The organism is Paenibacillus cellulositrophicus (assembly GCF_009363095.1).
Classification (GTDB): Bacteria; Bacillota; Bacilli; order Paenibacillales; family Paenibacillaceae; genus Paenibacillus_AQ; species Paenibacillus_AQ favisporus.
In genome coordinates, this window is record NZ_CP045295.1 from 1,944,884 (window position 1) to 1,970,703 (window position 25,820).

Annotated in this window: 26 protein-coding genes and 1 riboswitch; of the genes, 7 read left to right on the forward strand and 19 right to left on the reverse strand. The window is 56.7% G+C overall.

Annotated features, from left to right (window positions below; translation table 11 throughout):
* The first annotated feature begins 271 nt into the window (after positions 1 to 271).
* Positions 272 to 1,375, forward strand: coding sequence for a YheC/YheD family endospore coat-associated protein (locus tag GCU45_RS08920; protein WP_244364486.1), 1,104 nt, complete (start codon positions 272 to 274; stop codon positions 1,373 to 1,375).
* A 191-nt stretch (positions 1,376 to 1,566) separates the two neighbouring features.
* Here GCU45_RS08920 and GCU45_RS08925 read toward each other — a convergent pair whose 3' ends face one another.
* The 3 genes from GCU45_RS08925 to GCU45_RS08935 are packed head-to-tail and all read right to left on the reverse strand — an operon-like array spanning position 1,567 to position 4,578.
* Entirely contained in the window at positions 1,567 to 2,379 is an 813-nt protein-coding gene (locus GCU45_RS08925) for an energy-coupling factor transporter transmembrane component T family protein (protein ID WP_152398680.1), read from the reverse strand.
* Entirely contained in the window at positions 2,376 to 3,974 is a 1,599-nt protein-coding gene (locus GCU45_RS08930) for an ABC transporter ATP-binding protein (RefSeq protein WP_244364488.1), read from the reverse strand. The genes GCU45_RS08925 and GCU45_RS08930 overlap by 4 nt, the downstream gene beginning before the upstream one ends.
* Positions 3,967 to 4,578: an ECF transporter S component gene (locus GCU45_RS08935; protein WP_116234145.1), complete on the reverse strand. Its 612-nt coding sequence runs from the start codon at positions 4,576 to 4,578 to the stop codon at positions 3,967 to 3,969. Before GCU45_RS08935 ends, GCU45_RS08930 begins: the two co-directional genes overlap by 8 nt.
* 79 nt (positions 4,579 to 4,657) lie before the next feature.
* Positions 4,658 to 4,771: riboswitch (TPP riboswitch) on the reverse strand.
* Between the two features lie 281 nt (positions 4,772 to 5,052).
* On the opposite strand from GCU45_RS08935, the gene asd reads away from it, so the two are divergent.
* Positions 5,053 to 5,847, forward strand: a complete 795-nt coding sequence (gene asd / locus GCU45_RS08940; protein WP_152398681.1) for an archaetidylserine decarboxylase — start codon at positions 5,053 to 5,055, stop codon at positions 5,845 to 5,847.
* 18 nt (positions 5,848 to 5,865) lie between these two features.
* Here the strand turns inward: asd and GCU45_RS08945 are convergent, their stop codons facing one another.
* From GCU45_RS08945 to GCU45_RS08960, 5 genes are all read right to left on the reverse strand, one after another.
* Positions 5,866 to 6,723 (reverse strand): SDR family oxidoreductase, encoded by an 858-nt coding sequence (locus GCU45_RS08945; protein WP_152398682.1) that lies wholly within the window; start codon positions 6,721 to 6,723, stop codon positions 5,866 to 5,868.
* A 24-nt stretch (positions 6,724 to 6,747) separates the two neighbouring features.
* Positions 6,748 to 7,743, reverse strand: coding sequence for a phosphotransferase enzyme family protein (locus GCU45_RS08950; RefSeq protein WP_167527103.1), 996 nt, complete (start codon positions 7,741 to 7,743; stop codon positions 6,748 to 6,750).
* Positions 7,744 to 7,978: 235 nt separating this feature from the next.
* Positions 7,979 to 8,101, reverse strand: a complete 123-nt coding sequence (locus GCU45_RS34375) for a hypothetical protein (RefSeq protein ID WP_260986968.1) — start codon at positions 8,099 to 8,101, stop codon at positions 7,979 to 7,981.
* 91 nt (positions 8,102 to 8,192) lie between these two features.
* Positions 8,193 to 8,978, reverse strand: a complete 786-nt coding sequence (locus GCU45_RS08955) for an AraC family transcriptional regulator (RefSeq protein WP_076174099.1) — start codon at positions 8,976 to 8,978, stop codon at positions 8,193 to 8,195.
* 199 nt (positions 8,979 to 9,177) lie between these two features.
* The gene (locus tag GCU45_RS08960; protein ID WP_152398684.1) at positions 9,178 to 10,641 is read right to left on the reverse strand and encodes a MocR-like pyridoxine biosynthesis transcription factor PdxR; all 1,464 of its coding nucleotides are present in this window, start codon (positions 10,639 to 10,641) and stop codon (positions 9,178 to 9,180) included.
* Between the two features lie 210 nt (positions 10,642 to 10,851).
* On the opposite strand from GCU45_RS08960, the gene GCU45_RS08965 reads away from it, so the two are divergent.
* The 3 genes from GCU45_RS08965 to GCU45_RS33985 all read left to right on the forward strand — a co-directional run bounded on the left by GCU45_RS08965 (position 10,852) and on the right by GCU45_RS33985 (position 13,241).
* Entirely contained in the window at positions 10,852 to 11,505 is a 654-nt protein-coding gene (locus GCU45_RS08965; RefSeq protein WP_152398685.1) for a pyridoxamine 5'-phosphate oxidase family protein, read from the forward strand.
* 165 nt (positions 11,506 to 11,670) lie between these two features.
* Positions 11,671 to 12,972, forward strand: a complete 1,302-nt coding sequence (locus GCU45_RS08970) for an aminotransferase class I/II-fold pyridoxal phosphate-dependent enzyme (protein WP_076174093.1) — start codon at positions 11,671 to 11,673, stop codon at positions 12,970 to 12,972.
* A 140-nt stretch (positions 12,973 to 13,112) separates the two neighbouring features.
* Positions 13,113 to 13,241, forward strand: a complete 129-nt coding sequence (locus GCU45_RS33985; RefSeq protein ID WP_208629380.1) for a YjcZ family sporulation protein — start codon at positions 13,113 to 13,115, stop codon at positions 13,239 to 13,241.
* A gap of 109 nt (positions 13,242 to 13,350) precedes the next feature.
* Here the strand turns inward: GCU45_RS33985 and GCU45_RS08975 are convergent, their stop codons facing one another.
* The 5 genes from GCU45_RS08975 to GCU45_RS08995 all read right to left on the reverse strand — a co-directional run bounded on the left by GCU45_RS08975 (position 13,351) and on the right by GCU45_RS08995 (position 18,381).
* On the reverse strand, positions 13,351 to 14,577 hold the full coding sequence (locus GCU45_RS08975) for an ABC transporter permease (protein WP_152402925.1): 1,227 nt from the start codon (positions 14,575 to 14,577) through the stop codon (positions 13,351 to 13,353).
* Between the two features lie 3 nt (positions 14,578 to 14,580).
* Positions 14,581 to 15,327: an ABC transporter ATP-binding protein gene (locus GCU45_RS08980; RefSeq protein WP_076174092.1), complete on the reverse strand. Its 747-nt coding sequence runs from the start codon at positions 15,325 to 15,327 to the stop codon at positions 14,581 to 14,583.
* Between the two features lie 90 nt (positions 15,328 to 15,417).
* Entirely contained in the window at positions 15,418 to 16,791 is a 1,374-nt protein-coding gene (locus GCU45_RS08985) for a DEAD/DEAH box helicase (RefSeq protein ID WP_152398686.1), read from the reverse strand.
* Positions 16,792 to 16,954: 163 nt separating this feature from the next.
* Positions 16,955 to 17,728 (reverse strand): SDR family NAD(P)-dependent oxidoreductase, encoded by a 774-nt coding sequence (locus GCU45_RS08990; protein WP_152398687.1) that lies wholly within the window; start codon positions 17,726 to 17,728, stop codon positions 16,955 to 16,957.
* 194 nt (positions 17,729 to 17,922) lie between these two features.
* On the reverse strand, positions 17,923 to 18,381 hold the full coding sequence (locus GCU45_RS08995; protein ID WP_152398688.1) for a chemotaxis protein CheX: 459 nt from the start codon (positions 18,379 to 18,381) through the stop codon (positions 17,923 to 17,925).
* A gap of 384 nt (positions 18,382 to 18,765) precedes the next feature.
* On the opposite strand from GCU45_RS08995, the gene GCU45_RS09000 reads away from it, so the two are divergent.
* Positions 18,766 to 19,668: a LysR family transcriptional regulator gene (locus tag GCU45_RS09000; RefSeq protein WP_076174084.1), complete on the forward strand. Its 903-nt coding sequence runs from the start codon at positions 18,766 to 18,768 to the stop codon at positions 19,666 to 19,668.
* A 51-nt stretch (positions 19,669 to 19,719) separates the two neighbouring features.
* Positions 19,720 to 20,529: a histidinol-phosphatase gene (locus GCU45_RS09005; RefSeq protein ID WP_152398689.1), complete on the forward strand. Its 810-nt coding sequence runs from the start codon at positions 19,720 to 19,722 to the stop codon at positions 20,527 to 20,529.
* 151 nt (positions 20,530 to 20,680) lie between these two features.
* Here the strand turns inward: GCU45_RS09005 and GCU45_RS09010 are convergent, their stop codons facing one another.
* From GCU45_RS09010 to sdhA, 6 genes are all read right to left on the reverse strand, one after another.
* The gene (locus tag GCU45_RS09010) at positions 20,681 to 21,310 is read right to left on the reverse strand and encodes a GNAT family N-acetyltransferase (RefSeq protein WP_152398690.1); all 630 of its coding nucleotides are present in this window, start codon (positions 21,308 to 21,310) and stop codon (positions 20,681 to 20,683) included.
* Positions 21,311 to 21,370: 60 nt separating this feature from the next.
* Positions 21,371 to 21,535, reverse strand: coding sequence for a hypothetical protein (locus GCU45_RS34165; protein ID WP_244364489.1), 165 nt, complete (start codon positions 21,533 to 21,535; stop codon positions 21,371 to 21,373).
* Complete coding sequence (locus GCU45_RS09015) at positions 21,535 to 22,287, reverse strand: metallophosphoesterase (protein WP_244364491.1); 753 nt, start codon at positions 22,285 to 22,287, stop codon at positions 21,535 to 21,537. The genes GCU45_RS34165 and GCU45_RS09015 overlap by 1 nt, the downstream gene beginning before the upstream one ends.
* A 183-nt stretch (positions 22,288 to 22,470) precedes the next feature.
* Entirely contained in the window at positions 22,471 to 23,109 is a 639-nt protein-coding gene (locus GCU45_RS09020; RefSeq protein ID WP_105446083.1) for an ion channel, read from the reverse strand.
* 169 nt (positions 23,110 to 23,278) lie between these two features.
* A complete protein-coding gene (gene sdhB, locus GCU45_RS09025; RefSeq protein ID WP_145141832.1) occupies positions 23,279 to 24,043 on the reverse strand; it encodes a succinate dehydrogenase iron-sulfur subunit in 765 nt (254 codons plus the stop codon).
* Positions 24,044 to 24,059: 16 nt separating this feature from the next.
* Positions 24,060 to 25,805 carry a succinate dehydrogenase flavoprotein subunit gene (gene sdhA, locus GCU45_RS09030; protein WP_152398691.1) on the reverse strand — a complete coding sequence of 582 codons (1,746 nt, stop codon included), beginning with the start codon at positions 25,803 to 25,805 and terminating at the stop codon, positions 24,060 to 24,062.
* Between the last annotated feature and the right edge of the window lie 15 nt (positions 25,806 to 25,820).

Sequence of the window (25,820 nt, forward strand, 5' to 3'; positions counted from 1 at the left end):
AACTAGCCAATCGGATGGATGCTTCCGGCAGAACAATCCGGGAGGACGGGATCACAAATATTCAGGGATAAAAGGTTGAAGTTCGGGCGATGGTCGAGGGACATCCTGAGGTTCATGAGTGTCACCTGCCCACCAATAACTACTCTGTGCATTCATCCTTCACCGTTTGAGAAAATAGGCGGCACGTTACGGACAAAGACCCTTGCTTATAGCAATCTATGGCATAGGATATATAAAAAGTGGGATGACGGAATGCCAGGGAGGGATGAACGTGTGGATTTCTGATGTTGGAATTCTGCTGAATGCAGCGGTGCACCGGGGAATTCCCGGCGGAAAGACGGGAGCGGAATCCCTCGTCAATTATGAAGAGGCGGCCCGGATGTTCGGCTTAAGGCCGTGCTATATGAAACTACAGGATATTGATATTGAACGCCATGAATGTTCGGCGTTTGTTCTGAGAGAGGGGAAATACGTTTACACCAGGCTTCCGCTGCCAAGGGTCATTCATAACCGGGCCATCTACTTTGACGGACGGTCAAAAAATAGAATTCAACGTCTTATAGACGGCGGATATATGATATTCAACGCCAACAATCGGTACGGGAAAGATGAAATTCATCACTTGCTCGAAAGTAACCCGCTGCTTTCGCAGCATCTTCCCGATACGACGATCGCCGCCCCTTCCTCTGTCCAGGAAATGATGCGGCGATATCGTGATCTGATATTAAAGCCTTGCGTGGGCAGCGTCGGCAGAGGAATTATGCGCCTTCACGCCCACGGCCAGCATTGGTATCTTACTTATGCCCGAACCGGGCGATCCCTGGGATGGACGACGGTTCGCTTGAATAGACAACAACTTCCGGGCATCCTGCTGCGCCGGATCTCCCAGGCGCCCTTCCTTGTCCAGGAACGCATCGCACTGGCGGAATATAAACAGCGGCCTTATGACCTTCGCGTCTCCATCCAGCGAGGCATTAGCGGCAGCTGGAGCCTGACGGGAATGTACGCCAAAGTCGCCGCATCCCGAATGTTCGTCTCCAATGTCGCTCAAGGCGGCAAGGCTTTCCCGGCCGAACGAATTCTGGCCGAAAGCCTGCCTGGGTTATCTGCGGACAGAATCTCGGAAAGCGTACATCAGCTCGCCTTCGGCGTGGTCCGGCAGCTGGAGCAGCATTTGCCTTTTGCGGCGGACCTTGGCCTGGATATCGGCGTCACTAAGGGCGGCAAGCCGTATTTTATTGAATGCAACGGACGGGATCAGCGTTACGGCTTCCGAAACGCCAATATGCCCCAGTATTGGAAAAAAACATATCGTGAGCCCATGGCCTATGCCCGGTACTTGGTAAATCGGCAGCACGCCGGCACAGGACTTTGAGCCGGATCTCGGGTTAGTCTGCCATAAATTGTGCGCAACCTCCGGAGATCCGGTAAAGCAGGTAAAAAACGCAGAACGGGAAACCGGGAAAACAACGGATGCCGGACAAAAAGATGCTTAAACGAAAGACCGAAAATGCTTCATGCCGCTTTTTCGGTTTTTTCTGCATTGGCTAATAGCTATCATACGGCTTAACCTTGTCCATGGTACCTGACATCTTCGATGCCGAACCAGGGAAGAGCAGCGGCCGCATAGTATGCAGCCGCTAGGGCAATGACGAACATGAGAACCGCCAGCCCGTCATACCAGCTGAAAGCCGACGGATAATAGTACGTTCTGCGCCCCGACCCGCTGAACTGCTTCGCTTCCATTGCCACGGCTACGCGGTGCGCCCGGCGGATGCTCTGCGACAGCAGCGGCACCGCATACAGCCGGACATGCTCAAGGAGGCCCCTCGGCCCCCGGCCTGTCCGTACGCCGCGGATCCGCAGCGCCTGCCTGCGGATGAGAAACTCCTCCCATACGATGGACAGCAGCCGGATCGACGCCATGAAGCTGTATGCGAATTTGGGGGGAAGTCGAAAATTTTGCATCAGCGAATAGAACAGCTTGACGGACGGTGTGGTCATGACGAAGAGCAGTCCTTCTGCCGCAAAGGCAATCGCCCGGAATCCCAGGTGCAGCCCGCGGTAGAAGCTTTCCTCGGATACGCGGAACAGCCCCCACTGCCACCAGACGTGATCCCCTTTCCCGAAAAGGATCATCGTCAGGGATGAAGAGACGAATACGAGGCTGAAGGAGAGAACGAGCAGCGCCACCTTCCATGCCGGATAACCGCTGAGCAGAAACAGGAGGGCGATGTAGACCGCGGCCTGATAGACGGCAAAATCAATGCTTCGCGTCTGAATCGTAACGATAAACAACATGATCAGCACGGCGAGCTTCAGCGAGGGATTCGCCCGGTGCAGCCAGGTATGACGGCTCGGAGTCAAAAACCGGTTCATCCGCTCACCTCCTCCTGCGCATCCGAAGCTGCGCCATCTCCTTCAAGCCTCCGCCTCCCGGGCTTTATCGCCGTCAGGCTTCCGCCTTGGATTTCCCATACCTGGGTAGCGGCCAGCTCAGCGATTTCTCGCTCATGCGTCACCATAATGATCGCCGTGCCGCTGCGGCGAAGCGCTTCGCAGTATTCCAGGATGGCAAAGGCGTTGCGGGCATCCTGCCCGAACGTCGGTTCATCCAGCAGCAGCACCGCCTGGCGGCGCACCGCCGCGGTGGCAACGCTCAGCCTGCGTTTCTGTCCGGTCGAGAGCTGATACGGGTGCCGGTTCTCCAAGCCGTGCAAATGAAATGTCTTAAGGCAGTCTTCCGCTTTACGCTCCACCTCAGCCCGCGACATGCCGCCCTGCATGTGAAGGGAAAAGGCCGTCTCCTCCAGTACTGTCTGGGCAACAAACTGAAACTCCGGGTTCTGAAACACGAACCCGATCCGGTCCGAAGGGCAGGTCCGCTTCCTGCCCCTTCCCTGCAGCGGCCTGCCTTCCAGCACGTAGCTGCCGGCTGTCGGAAGAAGCTGCATCAGGCTCAGCAGCAAGGAGCTTTTCCCCGCCCCGTTAGGACCGACAACGGCCACAAAATCGCCGGCATATACCTCCGCCTCTTCCACCATGATCGCCGGTGCATCTCCGCGGAGGCCGACAAATCCCCGCAAGGAGAGGACCGGCGCCGCCAAGTCCGCACCTTGCTGCGGGGATTGCAACAGGCCGCTGTTCCATGTATCCCGGTGACGGATGTAATCCTCCCAAACGCCGGGATACCAAATGCCATTTTCCTGAAGAACTCTGCGGTACGCCGTGAAGATTTCGGCCGGCTTGCCGTCGGCCAGAATGCTTCCGTCCGGCGCGAACAGAACGATCCGGTCGACCCAATTCACGATTTCTTCGATCCGGTGCTCGACGATCAGCACGGTCCGTCCGGCCGATACACCGCGAACCGCCTCCCAAATTTGCTGTCTCCCCTCGGGGTCCAGCAGCGCCGAGGGCTCATCCAGCAAGAGCACCTCCGGTTCCAGCAGTAGGACCGAAGCGAGCGCGAGCCGCTGCTTCATCCCCAGGGACAGCCGTTCAATCGGAGTGTGCAGCTCTTCAAGGTCCAGGCCGACCCGGCCGAGCGCCTCCTGCATCCGCGGCACCATATCCTCCCTGGCTACTTGGCGGTTCTCCAGCACAAACGCCAGCTCCTCATCGACATACGGCATGCAGAACTGGGTATCCGGGTCCTGAAAAACATACCCGCCCGAGCGGGGCTTCCGGATGTCCGCATATTTGAGCGGAACGTCAATGACCGCCGGAATCAACCCGCCGAGCACCTGCAGCAGCGTCGATTTCCCGCATCCGCTTGGGCCGAGCAGAAGCACCTTTTCCCCGGCCGGCACGGACAGGGAAACATCCTTGAACACGAACGCCTTCTCACCCGGAAACTTCAGGCGCAGGTCCGTTACCGAAACGGCAATTTGCCCGCTCCTTTGATCCGCTCCTTGACCCGTCTCATGCACCGCCGAATGCTGCATCGTCACGACACCCCGGTTAGTCTCAGTCATGATCGAGCGCTTCATAATCCTTGGCTGTCACCGGCCGGAGCAGCTGGGTTACTCCGGTTGCTTCCAGCGCTTTGGTCAGGGCGTACGCCAGGTACCCTGCCAGCACCGCCGAGCTGATTAACCGCATCACGTACTTGAACACGATCATCCATGTCGTATAGTCCGTGACGTAGCCGTAGTACACATCCACCAGGAATGATCCCAATCCCGAAGCCATACCGGCCAGCGCCGCTACCCCCATGGAGAATTTGCGGTAACGGAACAGGGCGAAGATCAGCTCCGCGGCAAGACCTTGCGCCACGCCGTAAATCGCCAGCTGAAGGCCCCATTCACTGCCGAACAGAATTTCTACGTGAGCCGCGGCAACCTCGGCCAGGAGGGCTACGCCGGGCTTGCGGATCAGCAGCGCGGCAAGCGTCGAAGCGAGGAACCACATGCCGTACATCAGCTCATCCGCTTGGAAGAACAACGGCTTGAACAAGTCGTTCACCGAACCCCAAAAATGGTACACCACCCCGATCACGAGGGAGAGCAGAATCGTCACGAGCAGGTCGCTGAGCTTCAGCCCCTTCGGCCGATCCATCTGCATCGTACTGCTGTTCATTTGACAACATCCTTTCTTTTTCCAAAGTTGGGCAATAAAAAAACCCCCTGGATAAGCGAGGGAGATCGTCAAATAAGCCCATAAAAGGACTTGAATTCTCTACGCTGGCATTATCCAGATCAGATTCCCGGTCAGCAGCGGTTCATTAGCTGCACTCTCAGCCCGATTCGCTCGAGCTCCCGTATTCCCATATGTACACAGATGAACACAAGGCTCGGCATCGCCGCCTCCTGGTCCCGGAGCTATCGCCGTCCAAAGCGATGAGAAGCTTGGGTTCGATTCCGTGTAACAGGCACCTCGCCGCGATGAGTCGGCATCGGGCCCGTATTGATTCCAAAATACATGATCCTCGAAGGATTGGCAATACCATTTTTCTCCGGGGCGGTTTCCAGCATTGGTTGCATATTGATTTGATAGCCGTTCTATGTCAATATATTCAGAGTGCTACAGGCACGTATGGAAGGGAGATTAGGCATGACAAAGAAATTACTGCGGCTCATGACAGAGCTCTCCTCGCGAAAGTGGCTCTCTTCCATGATGGGACGCTTCTCGCACAGCCGGCTCAGCAGAGGGATCATCCCTACTTTTATCAAAAGCTATCAGATCCCGGCGCATGAAGCGGAGAAAGAAATCTATGAATACCGCACACTCAACGAATTTTTTTCGCGGCGGCTGAAGCCCGGCATGCGTCCCGTTCACGAAGGCGAGCACGTACTCACGAGCCCCGTCGACGCCAAGATCACCGCAATGAGTGAAATCACCTCAGGCACGATTCTGAACGTGAAAGGGCAGGATTATTCGGTGGCGGAGCTGCTTAATTTTTCTCCCCACCTGGAGTTATATAAACATGGCTATGTCTTTGTGCTGTACCTCAGCCCTACCGACTACCACCGGATCCACTCTCCAATCACAGGCGTGAAGGTGGAGAGCGAGCATATCAAGGGACGATGCTACCCGGTCAATGATTTTGGCATGACCCAGATGAAATCCGTGCTGTGCCGCAATGAGAGGCTGATAACGTATATCAAGGGAGCCCTGGGAGAAGTCGCGGTCGTCAAAGTCGGCGCCATGAATGTCAGCAGCATCCGCTACGACGACGAAACCGCCAATTCCTGGCGTAACGGCGATCCGCTCGCCTATTTCGAGTTCGGTTCGACCGTCGTGCTGCTGATCCAGGACGGCGCGTTCACCCCGCGGACAGACCTCCGGACCGGAGATCATGTCCGCATGGGCCAGCTGCTCGGTCAGCTGCACCCGCATAAAGGCTGAACCGGAAGCGAATCCGGCTCAGCCTTTTTTGCTTAGGAGCGCGAGCATAATCCGCTGAAACCACCGGCCCGGAAGCAGCTGCTTGGCCTTCATCGTCCAGCGTGTGCCGGCAGGCAGCGCATAGCGGAATGCCGGCTTGTTCATACGCGCGATTCTCGCGATCAGCCGGGCCACATCGGCCGGATCGCCGCGCTGGCCGGCGTTGTCACGGGAAAAGGCCATCACCTGGTTCAGCATCCGCTCGTAGGGGGACCGCTCCGCGGCGCTCATCTGCGCAAATCCTTTGTCCCAAATGGCCGTTCCGTACGAACCCGGCTCCACTATCACAACATCGACGCCGAATGGCCGCATTTCCAGGGCAAGGCATTCGCTAAATCCCTCTACAGCAAACTTTGACGAGACGTAGGGGCCAAAGCCGGGAAATCCGACAGCCCCGCTGACGCTGCTGATCTGAATGATTGTTCCCTGATGGGCCTCCCTCATCGCGGGAAGAACGGCCTGGGTGACCGCAACCATCCCGAAGAAATTCGTTTCCAGCTGCGCCTTCCACACGTCCATCGGAATCTCCTCGATCATTCCTCCGTATGCGGTGCCTGCATTGTTCACAAGCACGTCAATGCGTCCGTGTGATTTCAGGATGCCCGATACGGCCTCAAGCACCTGTCCCCCGTCCGTCACATCTAGCCTAACCACGAGAATATGCTCTCTGACCCCCGCCGTCTGCGCAGCGTCCATCAGCTCCCCGCTCGCTTCCGGCCTTCGCATGCCGGCAAAAACCGTGTATCCGGAGGCAGCCAGCTCCACGCTGGCCAGCAGCCCGAAGCCGCTGGAACCGCCTGTGACCAGCACGACCGGCCGCTCATCATGTCCTCCCAATTGCGCTCCACTCCCGTTCAGATGTTATTTCGCCGGAAACAAAAACGGCTCTTCCGCCAAGTAGCTGCGGATCGCGGACAGAATATATCCCTTCTGTTCCTTCAGCGACGGAATTTCCTGCGGATTGCCGGTGTGAAACGCCTGATTCTCCAGGACCGCCTGCAGGAAAAAGGTTTCCAGCATGGACACGCTCTCCTTCGGAAGAAGTCGCATGCTTTCGTACCCGTCCAGCAGCATGCTCCGCTGTGCCGGGTACAGACCGATGAGCGCCTGCGCCAAGTCGTATGCATAATAACCGAACCCACAGCGGCCAAAATCGATAGGGCAAGGTTCCCCGTCCTTGAATACAACGTTCCCTTCGTGGAGATCCGCATGGATCATACCGTACCGGGAAGGGCCCGGAGGCCATGCGACGATCCGCCCTTTAATTAGGTCCGCCGCCTGTACATAAAGCGCCCATTCATCGGAACTCAGAAAGGCGCGGTGCCGCCGTTCCAGCCGCTGCATATCTTCTGTCAGGCTCGCAGCCCCCCATTCGGGTCTGACGAACCCTTCCGGCGGAATAAAGCTCTGTGCAGCCTGGTGGAGCCTGGCCATAAGCAGGCCCATCCGGTACACCTGCCTGTCATCGAGGCCGTCCTCCGCCTGCTCCCCTTCGATCCAGCGCAGCAGCGTCACCGGCCAGCCCTGACTCCGGTCCGCCTCGCAAATCGCCACGGTATTCCCTTCCTGGTCCGCTACGCCCTCCGGAACCGGCAGGCCTTGGGAAGAAAGCCAATTCAGCCACATCATTTCCGATCGGATGGCCGGTACGTCGGCCGACACCGGATGGATCCGCAGCAAAAATTTGCCGCCGGACCGCGCGCTCACCCGGTACGTAATATGGTCTGAAATTTGAATAAATTCCGCTTGCTCCTCCTTAATGCCAAACTTCTCCAGGGCGGACATCAGCACCTGCTCTGCCTGAACCAGCAGGAGGCGCAGGTTGTCCTCCGAATTTGCTCCGAATGCTTCATTCATTTCGCTATCCTCCATCCTCTGCTTAACACCTTGCTCCCACAGCATACCATAAGCCGGCAGGCCGGGGGAGAGCGCAACCGCGAACCGCATTCTCCGCGTAACCGGTGCTATAGACCATTCCAAACTAATGATGCGCACACAAAAAAGCAGCGGCGGGCTGGCATCCCGCGCTGCTCTTAAGACATCATTTATATCATGTGTGATGAAGTTCATAAAAAAAGGTTAACGAGTGGGGTTAAAACCATACGTCGCTCATGATGCTGACCGGTCTGAACCGGCGCATCCGGTTACGGCATTTCCCCCGCGCCGCCGCAGCTGCGGCATACCCGTCACGCCTGCGAATCCGCCGTCTGCTCATCCGATTCTTTCCTCCCTTCGTTTATTCGGTGCATTTGCAAGCTTGAAGCTTATTACCCGAAAGGGGAAGACCGCGAAACAGCAGGAAACAATTACCGGATTTCGGACGGATTCTTGCCCGTATACTGCTTGAATTGCCGGCTGAAGAAAAAAATGTCGCGGTATCCGAGCGCATCGGCCACCTCCGTGACGTTCATGCCGGCATGCAGGAGCAGATGCTGCGCCCGGTCGATCCGCGTCCGGATAATGTAGGATTGAACGGGTGAGCCGATCAGCTCCTTGAATTTGATCGAGAAATACCGCGGCGACAACCCGGCGCGGGCGGCCAGATCCTCGACCCGGTGCGGTAAGCCGGGATGCTGCTGAATGTAATTGGCGATCTCGTGGATCACTTCGGTCAGCTGGTTGCTGACCTTCTTCTCCTCCGGCTGCTGCCGGTCGTGCCGGAGCAGATGGATCATCAGCTGCTTCAGGATGAGCTGCCCCTCTTCCTGGGCGGCAAAGGTGTTCACAAGAAACAGCCTGACGTAACGGGCAAGCATGTATTCAAAGTCAACGGTTTCCGTCAGCTTCCGGTACGGCAGCGGAATATCCGTCACAGGCTCGGACACCCGAAAGTGGCTGTAAGTCAGAACGAGCGGCTTCTGCGGGTTGTGCGTGGCGCTCGTGTGGTCGCCGGGCCTGAACAGGAAGCAGCTCCCCTTGCCGACCTCATACGGTTCGTCATTCCGGATGACGGTCCCTTCCCCGCTCCATACATAAAATAAATCGTAATTTTCCAGCGCCTTCTCGCGCTTCTGCCATTTCCATCCAGGCTCGCACACAATTTTGGCGAGGGACGGCAATATTTCAAAAGATGACGGCGATGCGTGCAGCATGTCGTCATTCCCCCCTATATCATAGACTCATATCTTTCCTCCCTATGATACTATTTCAACGCGGTTTTTGCACATCCGGCCCATATCCCCTGAGACTCCGCCGGGTTTACCGCCCCCTTTAGGCCTGTCCAAAATCTCGCCTTCTCCCAATGCTTACAGCACAGTTAATAACCGCAAGCGGTTGCGATGCTTGCTTCGCTTACCCGTTCATACCATGCCGGATATCCTCCCATGCCGCGGCCAGCCGGTCAACCCCCTCCTCCAGCTGCCGCTCATCCCATCGGGCATAGCTGAAAAAGGCGGCCGGCGGTCCCGGCTGGAACCTGTAGCCGGACGCGTCCCTGAACGTTACGCCACGAGCCGCTGCTGCGGCTGTAAAGGCTGCAAAAGCTTCCGGCGGTTGCAGCCAATAAGCATACACATGCAGGCCGGAATCCCCAGGCATCAGCGAGAACAGATGCCCCGCCTTCTCCTGCATCCGGGTGCAGAAATGGCGGTGACGGGCACCATAGATCCGCGTAAGCCGGCGGAGATGCCGGCCATAATCGCCGCGGGCCATAAACCGGGCAAGCGCCCGCTGTTCAAGCAGCCCTGTCGTCAGCGGCTCGTACAGCGTTTTGGCCCGCAGCACCGCATCCACGAGCGATTGGGGGACGATGGCGTAACCCAGGCGCAGCCCGGCAAACATCGTCTTCGAGAAGGAGCCGATATAAATGACTCGATCCCGCGTATCCAGCGTCTTCAGCGGCTCGATCGGCCTGCCGCCGAAGCGGAACTCGCTGTCGTAATCGTCCTCCAGGATGACCGCCTGATGCCGCTCCGCCCAGTCCAGCAGTTGCCGGCGCCGCTCCAGCGTCAGGACGGCGCCGGTCGGGTACTGGCGGCTCGGCGTCACCAGTACAAGGCGGGCGTTCCAATCGGACAGACGGATGCCGTGGACATCGACCTCAGCCGGAATCACCTCCGCTCCGCAGGCAGCTGCCGCCCGGATGATTCCCGAATAGCACGGATCTTCAAGCACGGCCGCCTCGCCTTCATTCAGCAGCAGCTGAAAGAGAAGGGTAATGCCCTGCATCGATCCGCTGAAGAGCACGATTTGCTCCGGATCGGTATGAATTCCCCGCGTGACGCGCAGGTGGGCGGCGAGTGCCTGCCGCAGGCCAAGGTCCCCGGCGGGATCAGCCCCGCGCTGCATATCCTCTCCGCCCCGGCCTCCTGCATAGGTCATGGCGCTGCGCCACTCCGCATAGGGAAACAGCTCCATGCTCATCCCGCCTCCCCCCAAGTCGATACCGGGGGGAGCCTTGCCGCCGCCGGATCTCGGGATTGGCGGGAGCTCAAGCAGCCGCTCTCCCCAGCGGGATAGGGCAAGCGGAGCGGCTGCCAGATCCCCCCCTGCGGTTGGCGCAGGTCCCGCTTGAGCCACGAAGGTCCCCCGGCCCACTTCGCTGAGGACATAGCCTTCTGACACCAGCATATCGTAGCCTAAGGCGGCCGATCCTCTCGACAAGCCGTATTGATCCGCCAGCTCGCGGGTCGAAGGCAGCTTCGTTCCTCCAGGCAGCCGCCCCTCCATGATGGCGTCTCTCAGAGCGTGATACAGCGCGAGGTACTTGTAGCGGTGTTTCTCAATATAAGTTTCCAGATGCAGGGATATCTCCATGCCGTCCTCCCTTCCATTGCTGTGGAAAAAACCAGATTCAACAAACGTATTTTTCCTCCCGTGACCTCTTATCGTCTCAAGCACCAGCAAAATGGACTATAAAAAATACTCTAAATTGGACCTTTTTCCTTGTCAATATTCCCGTTATGCTGTTGTCACCGCAGCGATAACCGCCGATCGGCAAGCAATGCATCAAGGAGGAGAAAACCAATGAGAAGAAATGAATTTGAAGTGACGCGTGAGGAAGAAATCGAGGCGTTTTTGTCCGAGATGAGCTTTGGCTTCCTGGGAACCCTCGGAGAGGACGGACATCCCCGGGTGACTCCGATCAACTATGTGTATCATCAAGGCATGTTCTACATGCATGGCAGCCGTTTCGGCGAAAAAATGGACCACCTCGCCGCCAATCCTGCGGTGAGCTTCAGCGTCGCGGAGGAATATGCGATCATTCCTTCCTACTTTACCGACCCTCTGATGGCCTGCCCCGCCACTTCGTATTTCAAGAGCGTGACCGCATCGGGAAGGGTCGAAATCGTACAGGACCTGGAAGAGAAAGCAGCCGCCTTTACCCTGTTTATGAACAAGCTCCAGCCCGAGGGTGGATACGCCCCCATTGACGCGGCCAACCCCAAATACGCTTCCAGGCTGCGCGGGGTCGCCGTTCTGCGGATCGCACCCGACCGAATCACTGCGAAGTTCAAGTTTGGGCAAAATTTGACGGAAGACAAAAGGGAACAGGTACTGCAGGGTCTGGATGCCAGAGACCGCGGCAAAGATCGGGAGACGATGGAGCTGATACGCAGCAGCGCTTGCCCTCATATGCAGCAAACCTTGGCCCCGGATCCCTATTCTGAAGAAGAGTAAAGCGGCATCGCTCAGGAAGCGCCTTAGAGAGCCTTTTTCACAGCACAACCATCCTTTTCCTTTTTCCGTGACGGCTCTCATCACAGGTGATATAATGTTAGGCAGTTAAAATGGCATATACCTTGCAAAAGCCTATCATTACACAGATTTGGAAGGATGGAAACCATGTTAAACCCACTCGCTGCACAGTTGAACGAAAGTTTGAAAGCCGGCAACGCGCATGTGTACGAAATGTTGTCCAAGCTCGGTCAGGAAATCTATTTTCCGAAGGAAGGCATACTGAGCCAATCCGCGGAAGCGACCAGCCATGCCAAAAAATATAACGCAACGATCGGTATTGCGACCGAACAGGGCATCCCGATGCATCTGGCTGCTATCCAGGAGAAGCTGTCCGCGTTTGCGCCGAAGGACCTGTACCCATACGCACCGCCCGCAGGCAAACCCGATTTGCGCGCTGCCTGGCTGGCAAAAATGATCGAAGAAAACCCGTCGCTCGCGGGCAAAACCGTCAGCAGCCCGATCGTGACGAACGCCCTGACCCACGGGCTTAGTATCGTGGCCGATCTGTTCGTGGACGAAGGGGACGCCGTGATTTATCCGGACAAAAACTGGGAGAACTACGAGCTGACCTTCGGCATCCGCCGCCATGGCGAACTGGTCAATTATCCACTGTTCACCGGGGACATGACCTTCAACAGTGACGGACTTCGCGAAGCCCTGCTGGCCCAGAAGGACAAAGGCAAAGCCGTCGTGCTGCTCAATTTCCCGAACAATCCGACGGGCTACACCCCGGGTCCGGCGGAAGGCGAAGCCATCGTCGCTGCCATCAAGGAAGCCGCCGAAGCCGGCATCAATGTCGTGGCGGTTACGGACGATGCCTATTTCGGCCTTTTCTTTGAGGACTCCCTCAAAGAGTCGCTGTTCGGCAAATTGGCGGATATCCATCCGCGCGTGCTGGCCGTTAAAGTCGACGGTGCCACCAAAGAGGAGTTCGTCTGGGGATTCCGCGTCGGCTTCATCACCTACGCTTCCCAAGATACCAACGTGCTCGCCGCCCTCGAGCAAAAGACACTTGGCATCATTCGCGCGACGATTTCCAGCGGCCCCCATCCTTCCCAGACCTTCGTGCTGGACGCGCTGAAGTCGCCTGATTTCGCGGCCCAGAAGGAAGAGAAATTCCACATTATGAAAGGCCGCGCCAACAAAGTGAAATCGCTGCTGGACAGCGGCAAGTACGGTGATGTGTGGGAGTACTATCCGTTTAATTCCGGATATTTCATGTGCCTGAAGCTGAAAGGCGTGTCGGCCGAGGAGCTGCGCAGCCACTTGATCCACCAATACGGAGTCGGCACCATCGCCCTCGGCGAGCATGACCTGCGCATCGCGTTTTCCTGCATCGACGAGGAATATCTCGAAGACCTGTTCGATTTGATCTATCAGGGCGTTCAGGATCTGCAGCGGAAATAAGCACGGAAGTACCAATTATCGGGCTACCATCAACAACCTATTTTTTTGGGAAAGAACGGGTGATTGCCCAAGCACAGCAGCCCCCCTAGACATAGGATACGGTGTAACGAAAAACAAACCACTGTAAAGGGGAATGCACAATGAGCGAAGAAGTAAGAGGCGGATATGGATACGGATATGGACATTGCCACGGATTGTTTGGCAACACAGGCGCCATCCTGGTTCTCTTCATCCTCTTGGTCATCATCACTCGTTCTTTCTGGTTATAATCGAAAAAGTAAACAGGCAAATCGCATCCGTCCAAACTGCTGAGCTCTCGGCAGTTTGGACAGATGCACAAAAAGACCGGGAGCCTATTCCCGGTCTTTTTTCGCTTGTCTATTCATCATCATCGTCATCGTCATCACTTTTGCCCTTCCGGGACTGAAAATATCGGAACAGCACGCTGATCACGCCCCCGCCAAGCAGCGTCAGCAGCATCGGTCCGATTCGGCCGCTCCCCGCACCCAGCATGGGCAGCCAGATCAATACAGCTACAACCAGCTGAATTTGAAACGCCAGATTAACGGCGTTCTGCTTGCGTGATGCAGGCGGCACCGGATAAATGTGCAGCCAGAAGGATTCCTGGTGGTAGCGCAGCAGCGAGGACAGCTGAACGCCGATCACGAATACGAAAAACAGGTAAATCCCGCTCCCGAGCAGCCCTTGCCGGGTCCACCATACGAGGAGCGCTGCGAGGATGCCTGCCCGGATCACGATGCTGAATACATCACTGCGGACAAAGCTCTTCGTAATTAAATAGCGGTACGCTGCCTCCGGCTTCCAGGGAACCCGGTTCCCCGCCCAGGACATCCACCTGCGCGGATAGACGCGCTGCTGCCTGCCTGGAACGTTAACGAACCAGCCGAGGATCTGCATAACGCGGGCGCTGTGCGTCTTCTCCGCGGCAATCAGCTTCTCCCAGGCCACCAAGTGCTTGGCCGGAATGCGCAGCGCGGCGATATAGGTCAGCGCCAGCAGCACGATAAACAGAAGGCTCCGCCACTCCGGCTGCCACAGCCAGGCGCCAACCGCAAGAATCAGCACGACGTAACGCAGCAGACGGTAACCTGCAGATGCCCGACGGGAAACCATCCGCAGCTCCTTCCAGCAGCCGTAGGAAGCCAGAATCTTCAAGGCAAACAGGAGGAGCAGAAACGGCCAGAAGGACTTGGGATCCGCATCACTGCGTACATACAGCGGCCAGGACAGGATGAAGACCAGGGCAAGGCCGATAAGTTTATAAACGACGCCGCTGGTCCAGCCTGCCTTGAAATAGTCGTTCATCCTGGACTCCTGCGGCAGCAGAAACACTGTGTCCGCCGGCTGCAAGTACGTCCGGAAGCTGCTGTTTACCGTCAGCGGCACGAACAGGATCAGCATAATCCAGCGAATCGGCAGCCCGGCTGGAATATGCTGAACGAGCGACGTGTACCACGCCGCAAAAGCAATCAGCATAAACAGCAGCAGCACGGCCACACCGCTTTGGATCACGTAGCCGAGATAAGGGGTGACTTCCCCCCAGAAGCGGCCGCGCCGCTCCATCCGAAGTTTTTTCAAGTCCATCATTCAATCCCTGCCCTGCACGAGAGTATAGAACAGCTCCTCCAGCGGCAGTCCCGGTCTGCCGGCCTGCGCGGCGATGTCCTCCAGCGTCCCCTGCGCGATCACGCGTCCCTGGTGGAGAACGATAAAGCGGTCACAGTAATTTTCGATCGTCGATAAAATATGGGAACTCAGCAGGATCGACGACCCGCCTTCTTTGAGCTCGACCATAAAATCAAGAAGGGAGCGGATGCCGAGCGGATCCAGGCCAAGGAACGGCTCGTCGATGATGTACAGGGAAGGCCGGGCCACGAACGCGCACATGATCATGACCTTCTGCCGCATCCCCTTGGATAAGTGCGTGGACAAGCTGTCCATCTTGTCCTGCATCCGGAAGATGCGTGACAACCGGTCCGCCCGCTCTTCGTAGTCCTGGCGGTCAACGCCGTACGCTCTTGCGGTAAACTCCAAATGCTCCCTGACGGTCATCTCGTCATAGAGCAGCGGAGATTCCGGAACGAAGGCAAGCGCCCCGTGGTAGGTCCCGGCGTCTTCCTCCCGCTTCTTGCCCTTCACGCGGATGTCACCCTTTTGCGGATGCATTAATCCGAGAATATGCTTCATTGTCGTGCTTTTGCCGGCCCCGTTCAATCCGATCAGGCCGACCATCTCGCCGGACCCGACCTGAAACGAAATATCGTGCAGCACCGGGCGGTTCAGGCTGTAACCACCGATGAGGCCTTGAATATCCAGCACAGCCGTATCACTCATCAACTCTTCACCTCATTCAATTCCCGGGCGGAACAACCAGGGGCGCGTCCGCACGGGAGAATCCATCCGTACTTGCCTCCCGCTCGCCGATTAAGGCCGGGGAGGTTTATTTTTCAACCATTTCGGGGCGCCCTTGTTCTTGCGGATGCGCTCCCGTTCGCTTTGGCTCTGGCGGGCCGCCGGTTTGCCGCCCTTGAAAGGCTCACCGCCCTGCCGGGACGGTTCCCGGCCGTCGCGCACTTCCGCCATGCCTCCTTGGCTCCCGGGTGGCCGAACCTGGCGCTGATGGGGCTGACCTGACGGCTCCCCCTTCCGGGCCGCAAACTGCTCCGGCGACAGCACTTTGCCGGCGTACAGCACGCGCGGCTCGAGAGAGATGCCGAGCTCTCCTGCAAACTTCCGCATAATAAAGGTCTGGCGGTCCGTCACAATCGAAATGACGCGCCCGCTGCGCCCCATCCGGCCCGTCCGTCCGGCACGGTGCACATAGTGCTCGGCGTCAGGCGCCGGGTCGAAGTTGATGACGAGTTCGAGCCCTTCGATATCAAGCCCGCGCGCCGCCACGTCGCTTGCCACGAGCACTTTGAACCTGCCGTGCCGGAAGCCGCCCAGCACCCGGCTGCGCGCCAGTTTGTCCGCGTCTCCGTACAATCCCTCCGCCGCGATGCCCAAATGGGTCAGCTTCGCCTCCACCTCGGCGATCGATTCGGTCTGATTGACGAAGACGATCGCCCGCTGCGGGTTGTACTGGCGGATAAGGCGCCGCAGCATGTCGACCCGGTCGCGTTCCTCGGCCACCACATACAAATGCTCCAGTCCCGGCGCGGTCGTCTGGTCCGGGTCGATGCCGATTTCGACCGGGCTGCGCATCTCCCGTTTGACCAGCGCCGCCGTGCTCTCGCTGACCGTGGCCGACAGGAATACCAGCTGCCGGTCACGCAGTGCGCTGCTCAATATCCGGTCGACGTCTCCGGCGCCGCCGAGCTGAAATACCTGGTCGACCTCGTCCACCACGATGGTCGAGACGTGATGCATCTTCAGCTTGCGCATCTCGATCAGCTCGCGGACTCTGCCGGGAGTTCCGACGACAAGCTGGGGATGCAGCCGCAGCTTCTCCACCTGGCGCTTGACCGCGGCCCCGCCGATCAGCCCAAGCACGCCGATCTCGCGAGCTTCCCCGTATTTTTCGCCTTCGCGTACAATCTGCATCGCCAGTTCCTGGGTCGGCGCAAGAATAAGCTTCTGGGTTGCCTTCAGCTCCGGATCGATGGTCTGCAGTACCGGCAGAAGGTAGGCCAGCGTTTTGCCGGTTCCCGTCTGCGAGCGGGCGAGCACATCCGCTCCGCGCAGCACCGCAGGAATGGCCTGCGCCTGGACCGGCGAAGGCTCCGTTATGCCGTACTCGGCCAGCTTGTCTATCCATACTCGGTCAATACCTGTTGCTTCAAAAGAAGTCGGGTTCATGAAATCGTTCATCCTTTATGTTTTAAGTCATTCTTTATCATTATATGCCAAAAGCGCCATCCCACCAAATGCAAGTATCGGACTCACCGCAAAATTCTGCAGGCGTAAAAAATAAGCCGGCCCCTTATGGGAGCCAGCCTATTTATAGAGATCAGAAGGCGTATCACTTCCGGTTCATGATCCGGTAGGTCAGCCGGTCCGCCAGTCTAGGAAACATCTGGTACAGGCGCATGGCGACCGCCGCTTTCCCCGGCAGGTTCATTTCTTCCTTCCCGGTATGCATCACCTTGACGATTTTGCGGGCTACATGTTCAGGCGTCATCATCAGCCATTTCACGTTGCTGACATATCCACCCGACGGGTCTGCAATGTCAAAAAACGGCGTATCGATCGGACCTGGATTGATCGACGACACCCGAATGCCCGATTCCCGCAGCTCCTGCCGGAGAGCGTTGCTGAAGCCGAGAACGGCATGCTTCGTGGCCGTGTACGCCGTGGATTTGGCCGTTCCGATTTTCCCCGCCATCGACGCCACATTGATGATATGTCCCGCTTTGCGCTGAAGCATTGACGGCAGCACCGCCTTGGTGCACCGGACCGTGCCCATATAGTTGACGTCCATCATCTGTCCGAACTCCCGGGCAGGCATGTCCGTAATCGTCTCAAACTTGCCGTAGCCCGCATTGTTCAGCAAAATGTCAATATGGCCGTACTTATGTATAATGTCTTGCATCGTGGTGCTCACCTGGTCCTCCCGGGTCACATCCATGGCCCGCAGTTCGAAGGATCCCGTCATGCCCTCAGCTGCTTCCTGCAGGCGCTGCTCCGACCTGGCGGTCAGCACCGTCACCGCGCCTTCCGCTGCGGCCAGCTTCGCCGTCAAGGCCCCGATCCCGCTCGACGCCCCGGTGATCACGACGACTTTGTCCTTTAACATGGCTTCTCGTCCTCCTATAGGAAAACAAGCCGGAACACCCCGAATCAGCGCAGCAGCGCCGTCCAGAGCTTGTTCCCGCCATTTCCCACTTCTGTAGGATAACGTCGCCCGCATGCTCACAGCGGACCAGCATCATGCCCAGGGATCAGCAAACGTAACGCTTGTGCTTCCTGCCGTTATTCCTTGCTGATATTTTAAGATATCATGACCTGAATATCCAGTTCGCCGATTCCTTCCATGAGCAGCGGAATGCTGAGCGCCTTTTGCGGAAGGAACGACTCGATGTGCTCGCTCTTCATCACTCTCGGAGGCGTAATGTCGACCGTGACCCCTTGGTTGGACAAAATCGTGCTGGCATTGCCGCTGATCATATTACCAAGTTCGGAGATGGCGCTCTGGCCCATTTCGTCCATTTCCGTCAGAATGTAACCGCCCATCATCACGGACACCATCCGCAGCGCTACATGCTCTTGAATTCCGAACACGATGTTGCCGGAAAGCTGTCCTGTCATCCCGATTTGAATCCAGATGTGATCCTCGATGATCTCCATATTCTTCACCCCGAGGCTGCCTGTAGAAGGGGTAACCTGAATCAATTGTTCAATGACGGTCCGGGCGGACTCCAGAAAAGGATTAATGACTTCAGCCTTCATATGTAATTACTGCCCCTTTCACAACGGGTTGGGACATGTCCCAAAAGTCCCATTACCATTGGAATAATTATACTTTAAACCCTGGAATAAATCACGAAAAATTCATGAAACGTCTTCAATCCAGGGTATAAATACCCTTATATATCCACCGACTTTCCTATTTAAGAAAGAAAACCGGGATGATTCCCTTTATCTATATCGGTACTTCCGGAGCAATTTTGAAGACCGTGGCGAATTTTGTAGATTGCTTTTTCTAAAAATAAACGAATCACCGGCTGCATCCGCCCGCGTTGCCCTGACTTCCGGAATCCCATATAATGAAAGGATACACTTGTTCGAACTGATCTGCTTGACGGCAGGCATCAACGCCGAAGGAGGAAATGCATGAACATTAGCCAATTGGAGACCCTGATTACCATCTCGAAAACCATGAGCTTCCGCAAAGCCGGAGAGCTGCTCAACTTGACCCAGCCGGCTGTGTCTGCCCAGATCAAAAGTCTGGAGGACGAGTTCAAGACGGTGCTCGTGGACCGGAATCAGCCCGTCACGCTGACCGACCGCGGAGAAGTGTTTCTCAGCCATGCCGAACGGATTCTAGCGATTGTGGAAGAGCTGAAGGAGCGCCTGTACGACCTGGATCAAACACCGCAGGGACACATCGTGCTCGGAACCACCACTTCGATAGCCATACAAATTTTACCCAGAGTCCTTTCTTACTTCCAGAACCAGTTTCCACTCATCAAAACCTCCATCATGTCCATGGCTTCATCCCAGATTTACACCAGCGTGGAGAACGGACAGATTGATGTGGGCCTGGGTTATCTGATCGAACGCAACCCCAATTTGATGACGTCGGTTCTGTACTATGACACGTTTGAGCTGATCGTCTCCCCGCGCCATCCGCTTGCCCGGAAGACGGCCGTCACGATCGATGTCCTCCGGGAAACGCCCCTCATCCTGCTGTCACCCGATACGGTGGGCAGACGGTTTGCCGATGATATTTTAAAAAAGCACGGAATCGAGCCCAATGTCGTCATGGAATTGTCCAGCAGTGAAGAAATCAAGCGGATGGTCGAAATCGACCTCGGCGCGGCGATCATGTCCAAACAGTCGGTCGCGAGCGAGCTCCGCCTCGGCACACTGAAGATCATACCGTTGACCGAACTGGAAGTGAGCCATCCCGTCGGCGTCATTTACAAGTCCGGCAAATACCTGAACTCAGCCATGCAGCAATTTTTGAGCGACCTGAAAGGCATGCCGGAAACGAACTTCATCAGCTCGGAGTAACCTCGCCGCAGACCTTTGATTCCAACGATTATTGACAAGGAGGAGTACGATATGAAATTCGATTTGCATACCCATCACTTCCGCTGCGGGCACGCCGACGGCAATATCCGGGATTACGTGGAAGCGGCGCTGGAGGCCGGGCTTCAAGTCATCGGCATTTCGGACCACACCCCTTATTTTGGCGAGCAAGAGGACCGGGCGTTTCCACGCATCGCCATGGGCAAATCGGAGCTTCAGCATTATGTGCGGGAAGTGCTTGATTTGAAAAAAGAATACGAGGGGCGCATCGACGTGCTGCTCGGCATCGAATCCGACTTTTTTCCGGAGCATGCCGAAACATACAGGAAGGTTCTTGCCGATGTTCCGTTTGACTACATCATCGGCTCGGTACATAGCGTTGGCGGCGTAAGCATCTTTAACAAAAACCGCTGGAAGGGGCTGTCCGAACAGGAGCGCATCCGCGTAAAGGAGGAGTATTACCGGCTGATCCAGGACTCCGCCCGGAGCGGCATGTTCCAAATTCTTGGGCATATTGACGCGATGAAAGGCAACTTCCCGGCCTTCTCCGACATACCCGCCGATGAGATCATTGACGAAACGCTGCAGACCATTGCCGAGTGCGGAATCGCGATCGAAATCAATACATCGGGCAAAACGAAGCTCAGCGGCGGCTGGTACCCGGCGGACGCCATCCTTGAGCGGGCGCTCCACTTCGGCGTAGACGTCACTTTCGGCTCGGACGCTCATGTTCCTGGAAGGGTTGGAGACGAGCGGGACGAAGTAGCCCGGCGCCTGAAGGACATCGGATTCCGGGAATGGGTGTATTTCAAGGGCAAAGACAAAAAGGTGGTTCCCCTCTGAGGGAGCCTCTTTTTTTGGGCAAAAAAAATGAACCCGCACGATCCGGGTCCCAGAACATCATTTATATTTTCAAAAAGGGGGTCATGTGAATAAGTTTACCCGGTCTCTGTTAGAGTCCCATAACAGCAATATTTCATTTATGTTACAAATCTTACCTGATTTCATATGATTGCAGATTTGGCGCATTCTCCTCGTTTGCCTGAAGCTGCAGCCCCTTCCGGTATTCATCATAGGTACGGTCGGTATGAGCGTACACCATCATCTCGATCGGTGCGGCGAAAAACATGCGTCTATGCTGAAAGGTACGGCTGAGCTGCATTCCGTTTTTTTGCATGACCCTGGCCGACGCCGTGTTGACCGCATGGCATCTGCCCTCGATATGCAGCAGTTTCAGCTCGGTGAAGGCATAGTTCAGCATCAAGCCGAGCGCTTCGGTGGCGATCCCCCTGCCCCAGTACGCTTTGTCGAGCATATAGCCGATCATGGCATCGCGCTTCTCCTCACGCCAATGCTGCATCGACACCACGCCGGCCAGCTCGTGCTCGTCATGAAGCCAAATGCCCATGTGCAGCGAGTCCCTGCGGCCGGTGCTCAGCAGCTCCGAGGCGATGCGCCGCGAGCGGGCAAAGCTGAAGAAGGAGCTCTGGGTCACGTATTTGATCACCTGGGGGTCTGCCAGGATATCCAGCAGCCTCGGCGCGTCCTGCGGTTCGATCGGTTTCATCATCAGACGGCTGCCCGTAAGCAAGGGCATCGGCGTTCGTGTGTCCTCATTCAGCACGCTCTTTTCCCCTTCCTTCGCTTGATTCCCTTAGTTTGATTCGAATCGTTGCCAGCTTGTCTAACGAGCGCCAGACTGCAGGGTGAAGACGGTAAGCTCCGGCTTGCATAACAAGCGGACGGGAAGGTGGGTCTCCCCGATCCCCCGGTTGACATACAGCGGCATTCGGCGTTCCCCCACTTCGTACATGCCCATGACGTACCGTTTGGATCCCGGAGGCGTCATCAACGCACCGAGCAGGGGCAGACGCACCTGTCCGCCATGGCTGTGTCCGGACAGCTGCAGATCGAAAGGAAACAGGGCGGCGCGTTACCTGCGTAATCCGGTTCATGCATCAAGAGTAAGGTGAACATGTCGTCCGGAATGCCGGATCTTCCCTTCTGCGGATCGGGAAATCCATGCAGCCAGTCATCCAAGCCGACCACCGCGATGGACTGTCCGCCGCGGTTCAGGAGCTGGCTGCTGTTCTGCAGGACCCGAAAGCCGGCCACCTGCAGCCTTTGGCTCACATCCTTGCCGCTTCCTCCCCAAAAATCGTGGTTGCCCAGCACCGCAAATTTGCCTAAAGGGGCATCGATCGAAGCGAGCAGCGGAATATACTCGTTCATCGCCTCCGCACTCGAATCAATGATATCGCCGGTAAAGCAGATCAGCTCGGGAGCTTCCCTGCGAATGGCCGCGATCAGATGCTCGATGTGCTTCTTTCGGGTGTGAAACCCGAGGTGGGCATCGCTGAAATGGACGACTTTCAAGTTGTGAAAAGCCGCCGGCAGCCGCGGACATACCTGGGTCCGGTACACGGTATCCAGCTGCTGCGGCTCCCACAACCACGCATAGGCCCCTGTCAGCAGTCCCGCTCCGGCCGCTAGGGCTACGCCGCGCTTCAAAAATTGCCTGCGGGTGAGCCGGCTGCCGGGCAGCTCCGGCTGGGCTGCATCCTGCCGATTTCCTGTTCCCGGATGCGGCGTATTTTTCATGCAGGCGGCCTCCTGTATTGGAATAGAATAGGACTTTCCCCTATTATATCCTTCAGGCCGCCGCTCTTCCAGCAGTGCGGATCACTCCGCCGGAAGCGGTGCGCTGGCCTGGGACAAACGCTGCTGTTCAAAGGATACAACGAACGGTTATGCGCGAAGTCCGGGCATGGTGCGGGGGATAGTTTACACTTCCTCCTGACCTGCGCCATCCGGGCCTTCTTTGAAAATTTTACGGAACACGCTGAGCAACGACATTGCGTAGGCAACCGTAATAAAACTGAAGGCGATCTCCATCACGACGGCACCTCTGGAGGTGTTATCGACAGGCGTGATATCCCCGTAACCGACGGTCGCAAAGGTTGCGACGCTAAAATATAAGAAAGAAATCAGCTGGCTCAGCAAATCGTTGCCGATATTTTTGCCGTCGAAGCTGTTATGGCCAAAGAGCTTGTAAATCGACGTGTAGATAACGGTAAAAAAGAGGATGCACGTTAACGTGGCCATGCTGATGCGCGTAATGACGGTTTTGAGCTGCACTTCCTTTTTCAGGGCAGACTCCGCAATCCGGTTGAAAATATACAGCACATAGAAGATGACCGAGCTCAGACAGAAGATCAGAATCAAGGCCCGCATCCCGCCTGTTCCCGGGACAACCCGGGAAAGATCGATCCAGCCGATCAGGTCTTCCAGGGAGACCAGCACATAAATGAGGATTGGGCCCAGCAGGATCGCCTTGCTCGTCCATTTTTTCTCCAATCCGTAAAACACCGCAATCAGGACAATCAAACCAGAAATATTGAGCACCCACATCCACCAAGACATGAGCCATCCTCCTCCATTCTCACTGCACGTCTTCTGCCTGTAAAGTTTTAGAAGTCTTTATGGTTAGATTACCCCTGCCACAAAGGTTGGACGCATCCCGCTGCATACCAAAAATCCCCTTGCCGGCGAAAAGCTGTTCGCTGACAAGGGGATGATGGTTAACGTTAATTTATACACCCAGCCACTGCTTGAACATGTGCTTGGTGGTTTGCTTGTTCATTTCCGCGATCGACGTGGTCAACGGAATGCCTTTCGGACAGGAGCGCACGCAGTTTTGCGAGTTGCCGCAGCCTTCGATGCCGCCGTCCTGCATCAGCGCTTCCAGGCGTTCTTCCTTGTTCATTTCACCCGTTGGGTGGGAGTTGAACAGGCGAACCTGGGAAATCGCCGCCGGACCGATAAAGTCGGTCTTGTCGTTTACGTTCGGGCAGGACTCCAGGCAGACGCCGCAGGTCATGCACTTGGACAGCTCATAAGCCCACTGACGCTTCTTCTCTGGCATCCGTGGTCCAGGGCCAAGATCGTACGTGCCGTCGATCGGAATCCAGGCTTTCACCCGCTTGAGCGCGGTGAACATCCGGCTGCGGTCGATGACGAGGTCGCGTACGACCGGGAACGTCTTCATCGGTTGAATCCGGATCGGCTGTTCCAGCTTATCGATCAGCGCCGCACACGCTTGGCGCGGCTTGCCGTTGATCACCATCGAGCACGCGCCGCACACCTCTTCCAGACAGTTGGATTCCCAACATACCGGGGCGATCTTTTCGCCTTTGGCGTTGACCGGGTTGCGCTGAATTTCCATCAGCGCGCTGATCACGTTCATCCCCGGGCGGTACGGAAGCTCGAACTCCTCGGTATAGGCAGCAGCGTCCGGGCCGTCCTGACGGGTTATCATAAACTTCACTTTTTTGGAAGATGCAGTTGCTTCCGCCATGTCAAATCCCCCTTCTTTACTTGTCTTTGGAGTAGTCGCGGATCCGTGGAGGGATCAGCGATACATCCACTGCTTCATAAGAAATTTGCGGGCCATCCGGTGTCCACGTCGCTTTGGTCGTCTTGAGGAACTCCTCGTCGTTGCGGTCCGGGAAATCCGGCTTGTAGTGAGCCCCGCGGCTCTCGTTGCGGAGCAGCGCCCCAAGCGTCATCGCCTCGGCCAGTTCCAGCATGTTCCACAGCTGGCGGGTAAACGAAGCGCCCGGATTGTTCCAGCGCGACGTGTCGTTGACGTTGATGTTTTTGTAGCGCTGCTTCAGTTCCTTGATTTTGGCGATCGTTTCTTCCAGCTTTTTATTGTAACGGACCACGGTCATATTGGCGGTCATGATATCGCCGAGCTCCTTATGCAGCCCGTACGCATTTTCCGTGCCGTTCATTTTCAGGATGCCTTCGTATTTGTCCGTCTGCTGCTTCTTATAGCGTTCGTATACGCTTGAAGATACATCAGCTGAGGATTTTTTCATTCCCTTAATGTATTCCACGGCTTTCGGTCCGGCCACCATGCCGCCGAAGATCGCCGATACGAGCGAGTTGGCTCCAAGACGGTTTGCCCCGTGGTATTGGTAATCGCATTCGCCTGCTGCGAACAGGCCTGGAATGTTGGTCATTTGGTTGTAATCGACCCACATGCCGCCCATGGAATAGTGAACCGCCGGGAAGATCTTCATCGGAAGCTTGCGCGGATCGTCGCCGACGAATTTTTCATAGATTTCGATAATGCCGCCAAGCTTGACGTCCAGCTCTTTCGGATCTTTATGAGACAGGTCGAGGTACACCATGTTCTCCCCGTTGACGCCGAGCCCCTGATTGACGCACACGTCGAAAATTTCGCGGGTCGCAATGTCACGCGGCACCAGGTTGCCGTAGGCCGGATATTTCTCTTCAAGGAAGTACCAAGGCTTGCCGTCTTTGTACGTCCAGATCCGTCCGCCTTCACCGCGGGCCGATTCGGACATCAGGCGCAGCTTGTCGTCGCCCGGAATCGCTGTCGGGTGAATTTGGATAAATTCGCCGTTGGCGTAATGAACGCCCTGCTGGTACACGGCACTGGCCGCGGTACCGGTATTGATGACCGAGTTGGTCGTTTTGCCGAAAATGATCCCCGGTCCGCCGCTGGCGAGAATAACCGCGTCAGCCTGGAACGTGTGAATCTCCATGGTGCGCAAATCCTGCGCGCAGATGCCGCGGCAGATGCCTTCGTCGTCGATGACCGCCTGCAGGAATTCCCAGTGCTCATGCTTCGTGACGAGGCCTTCCGTTTCGTGGCGGCGCACCTGCTCGTCGAGCGCGTACAGCAGCTGCTGTCCAGTCGTTGCACCGGCAAACGCCGTACGGTGATGCTTCGTTCCCCCGAAACGTCGGAAATCGAGCAGTCCTTCCGGCGTACGGTTGAACATAACGCCCATCCGGTCCATCAAGTGGATGATGCCAGGCGCCGCCTCGCACATCGCTTTGACCGGCGGCTGGTTGGCCAGGAAGTCCCCGCCGTACACGGTATCGTCGAAGTGAACCCATGGCGAGTCGCCCTCGCCCTTCGTATTGACGGCACCGTTGATGCCGCCCTGCGCGCACACGGAGTGCGATCTTTTGACCGGAACCAAAGAAAACAAGTGAACATGGACGCCTGCTTCCGCTGCCTTGATGGTGGCCATCAGACCTGCCAGACCGCCGCCCACGATAATAATATTAGATGTTGCCATGCCTGCTCACTCTCC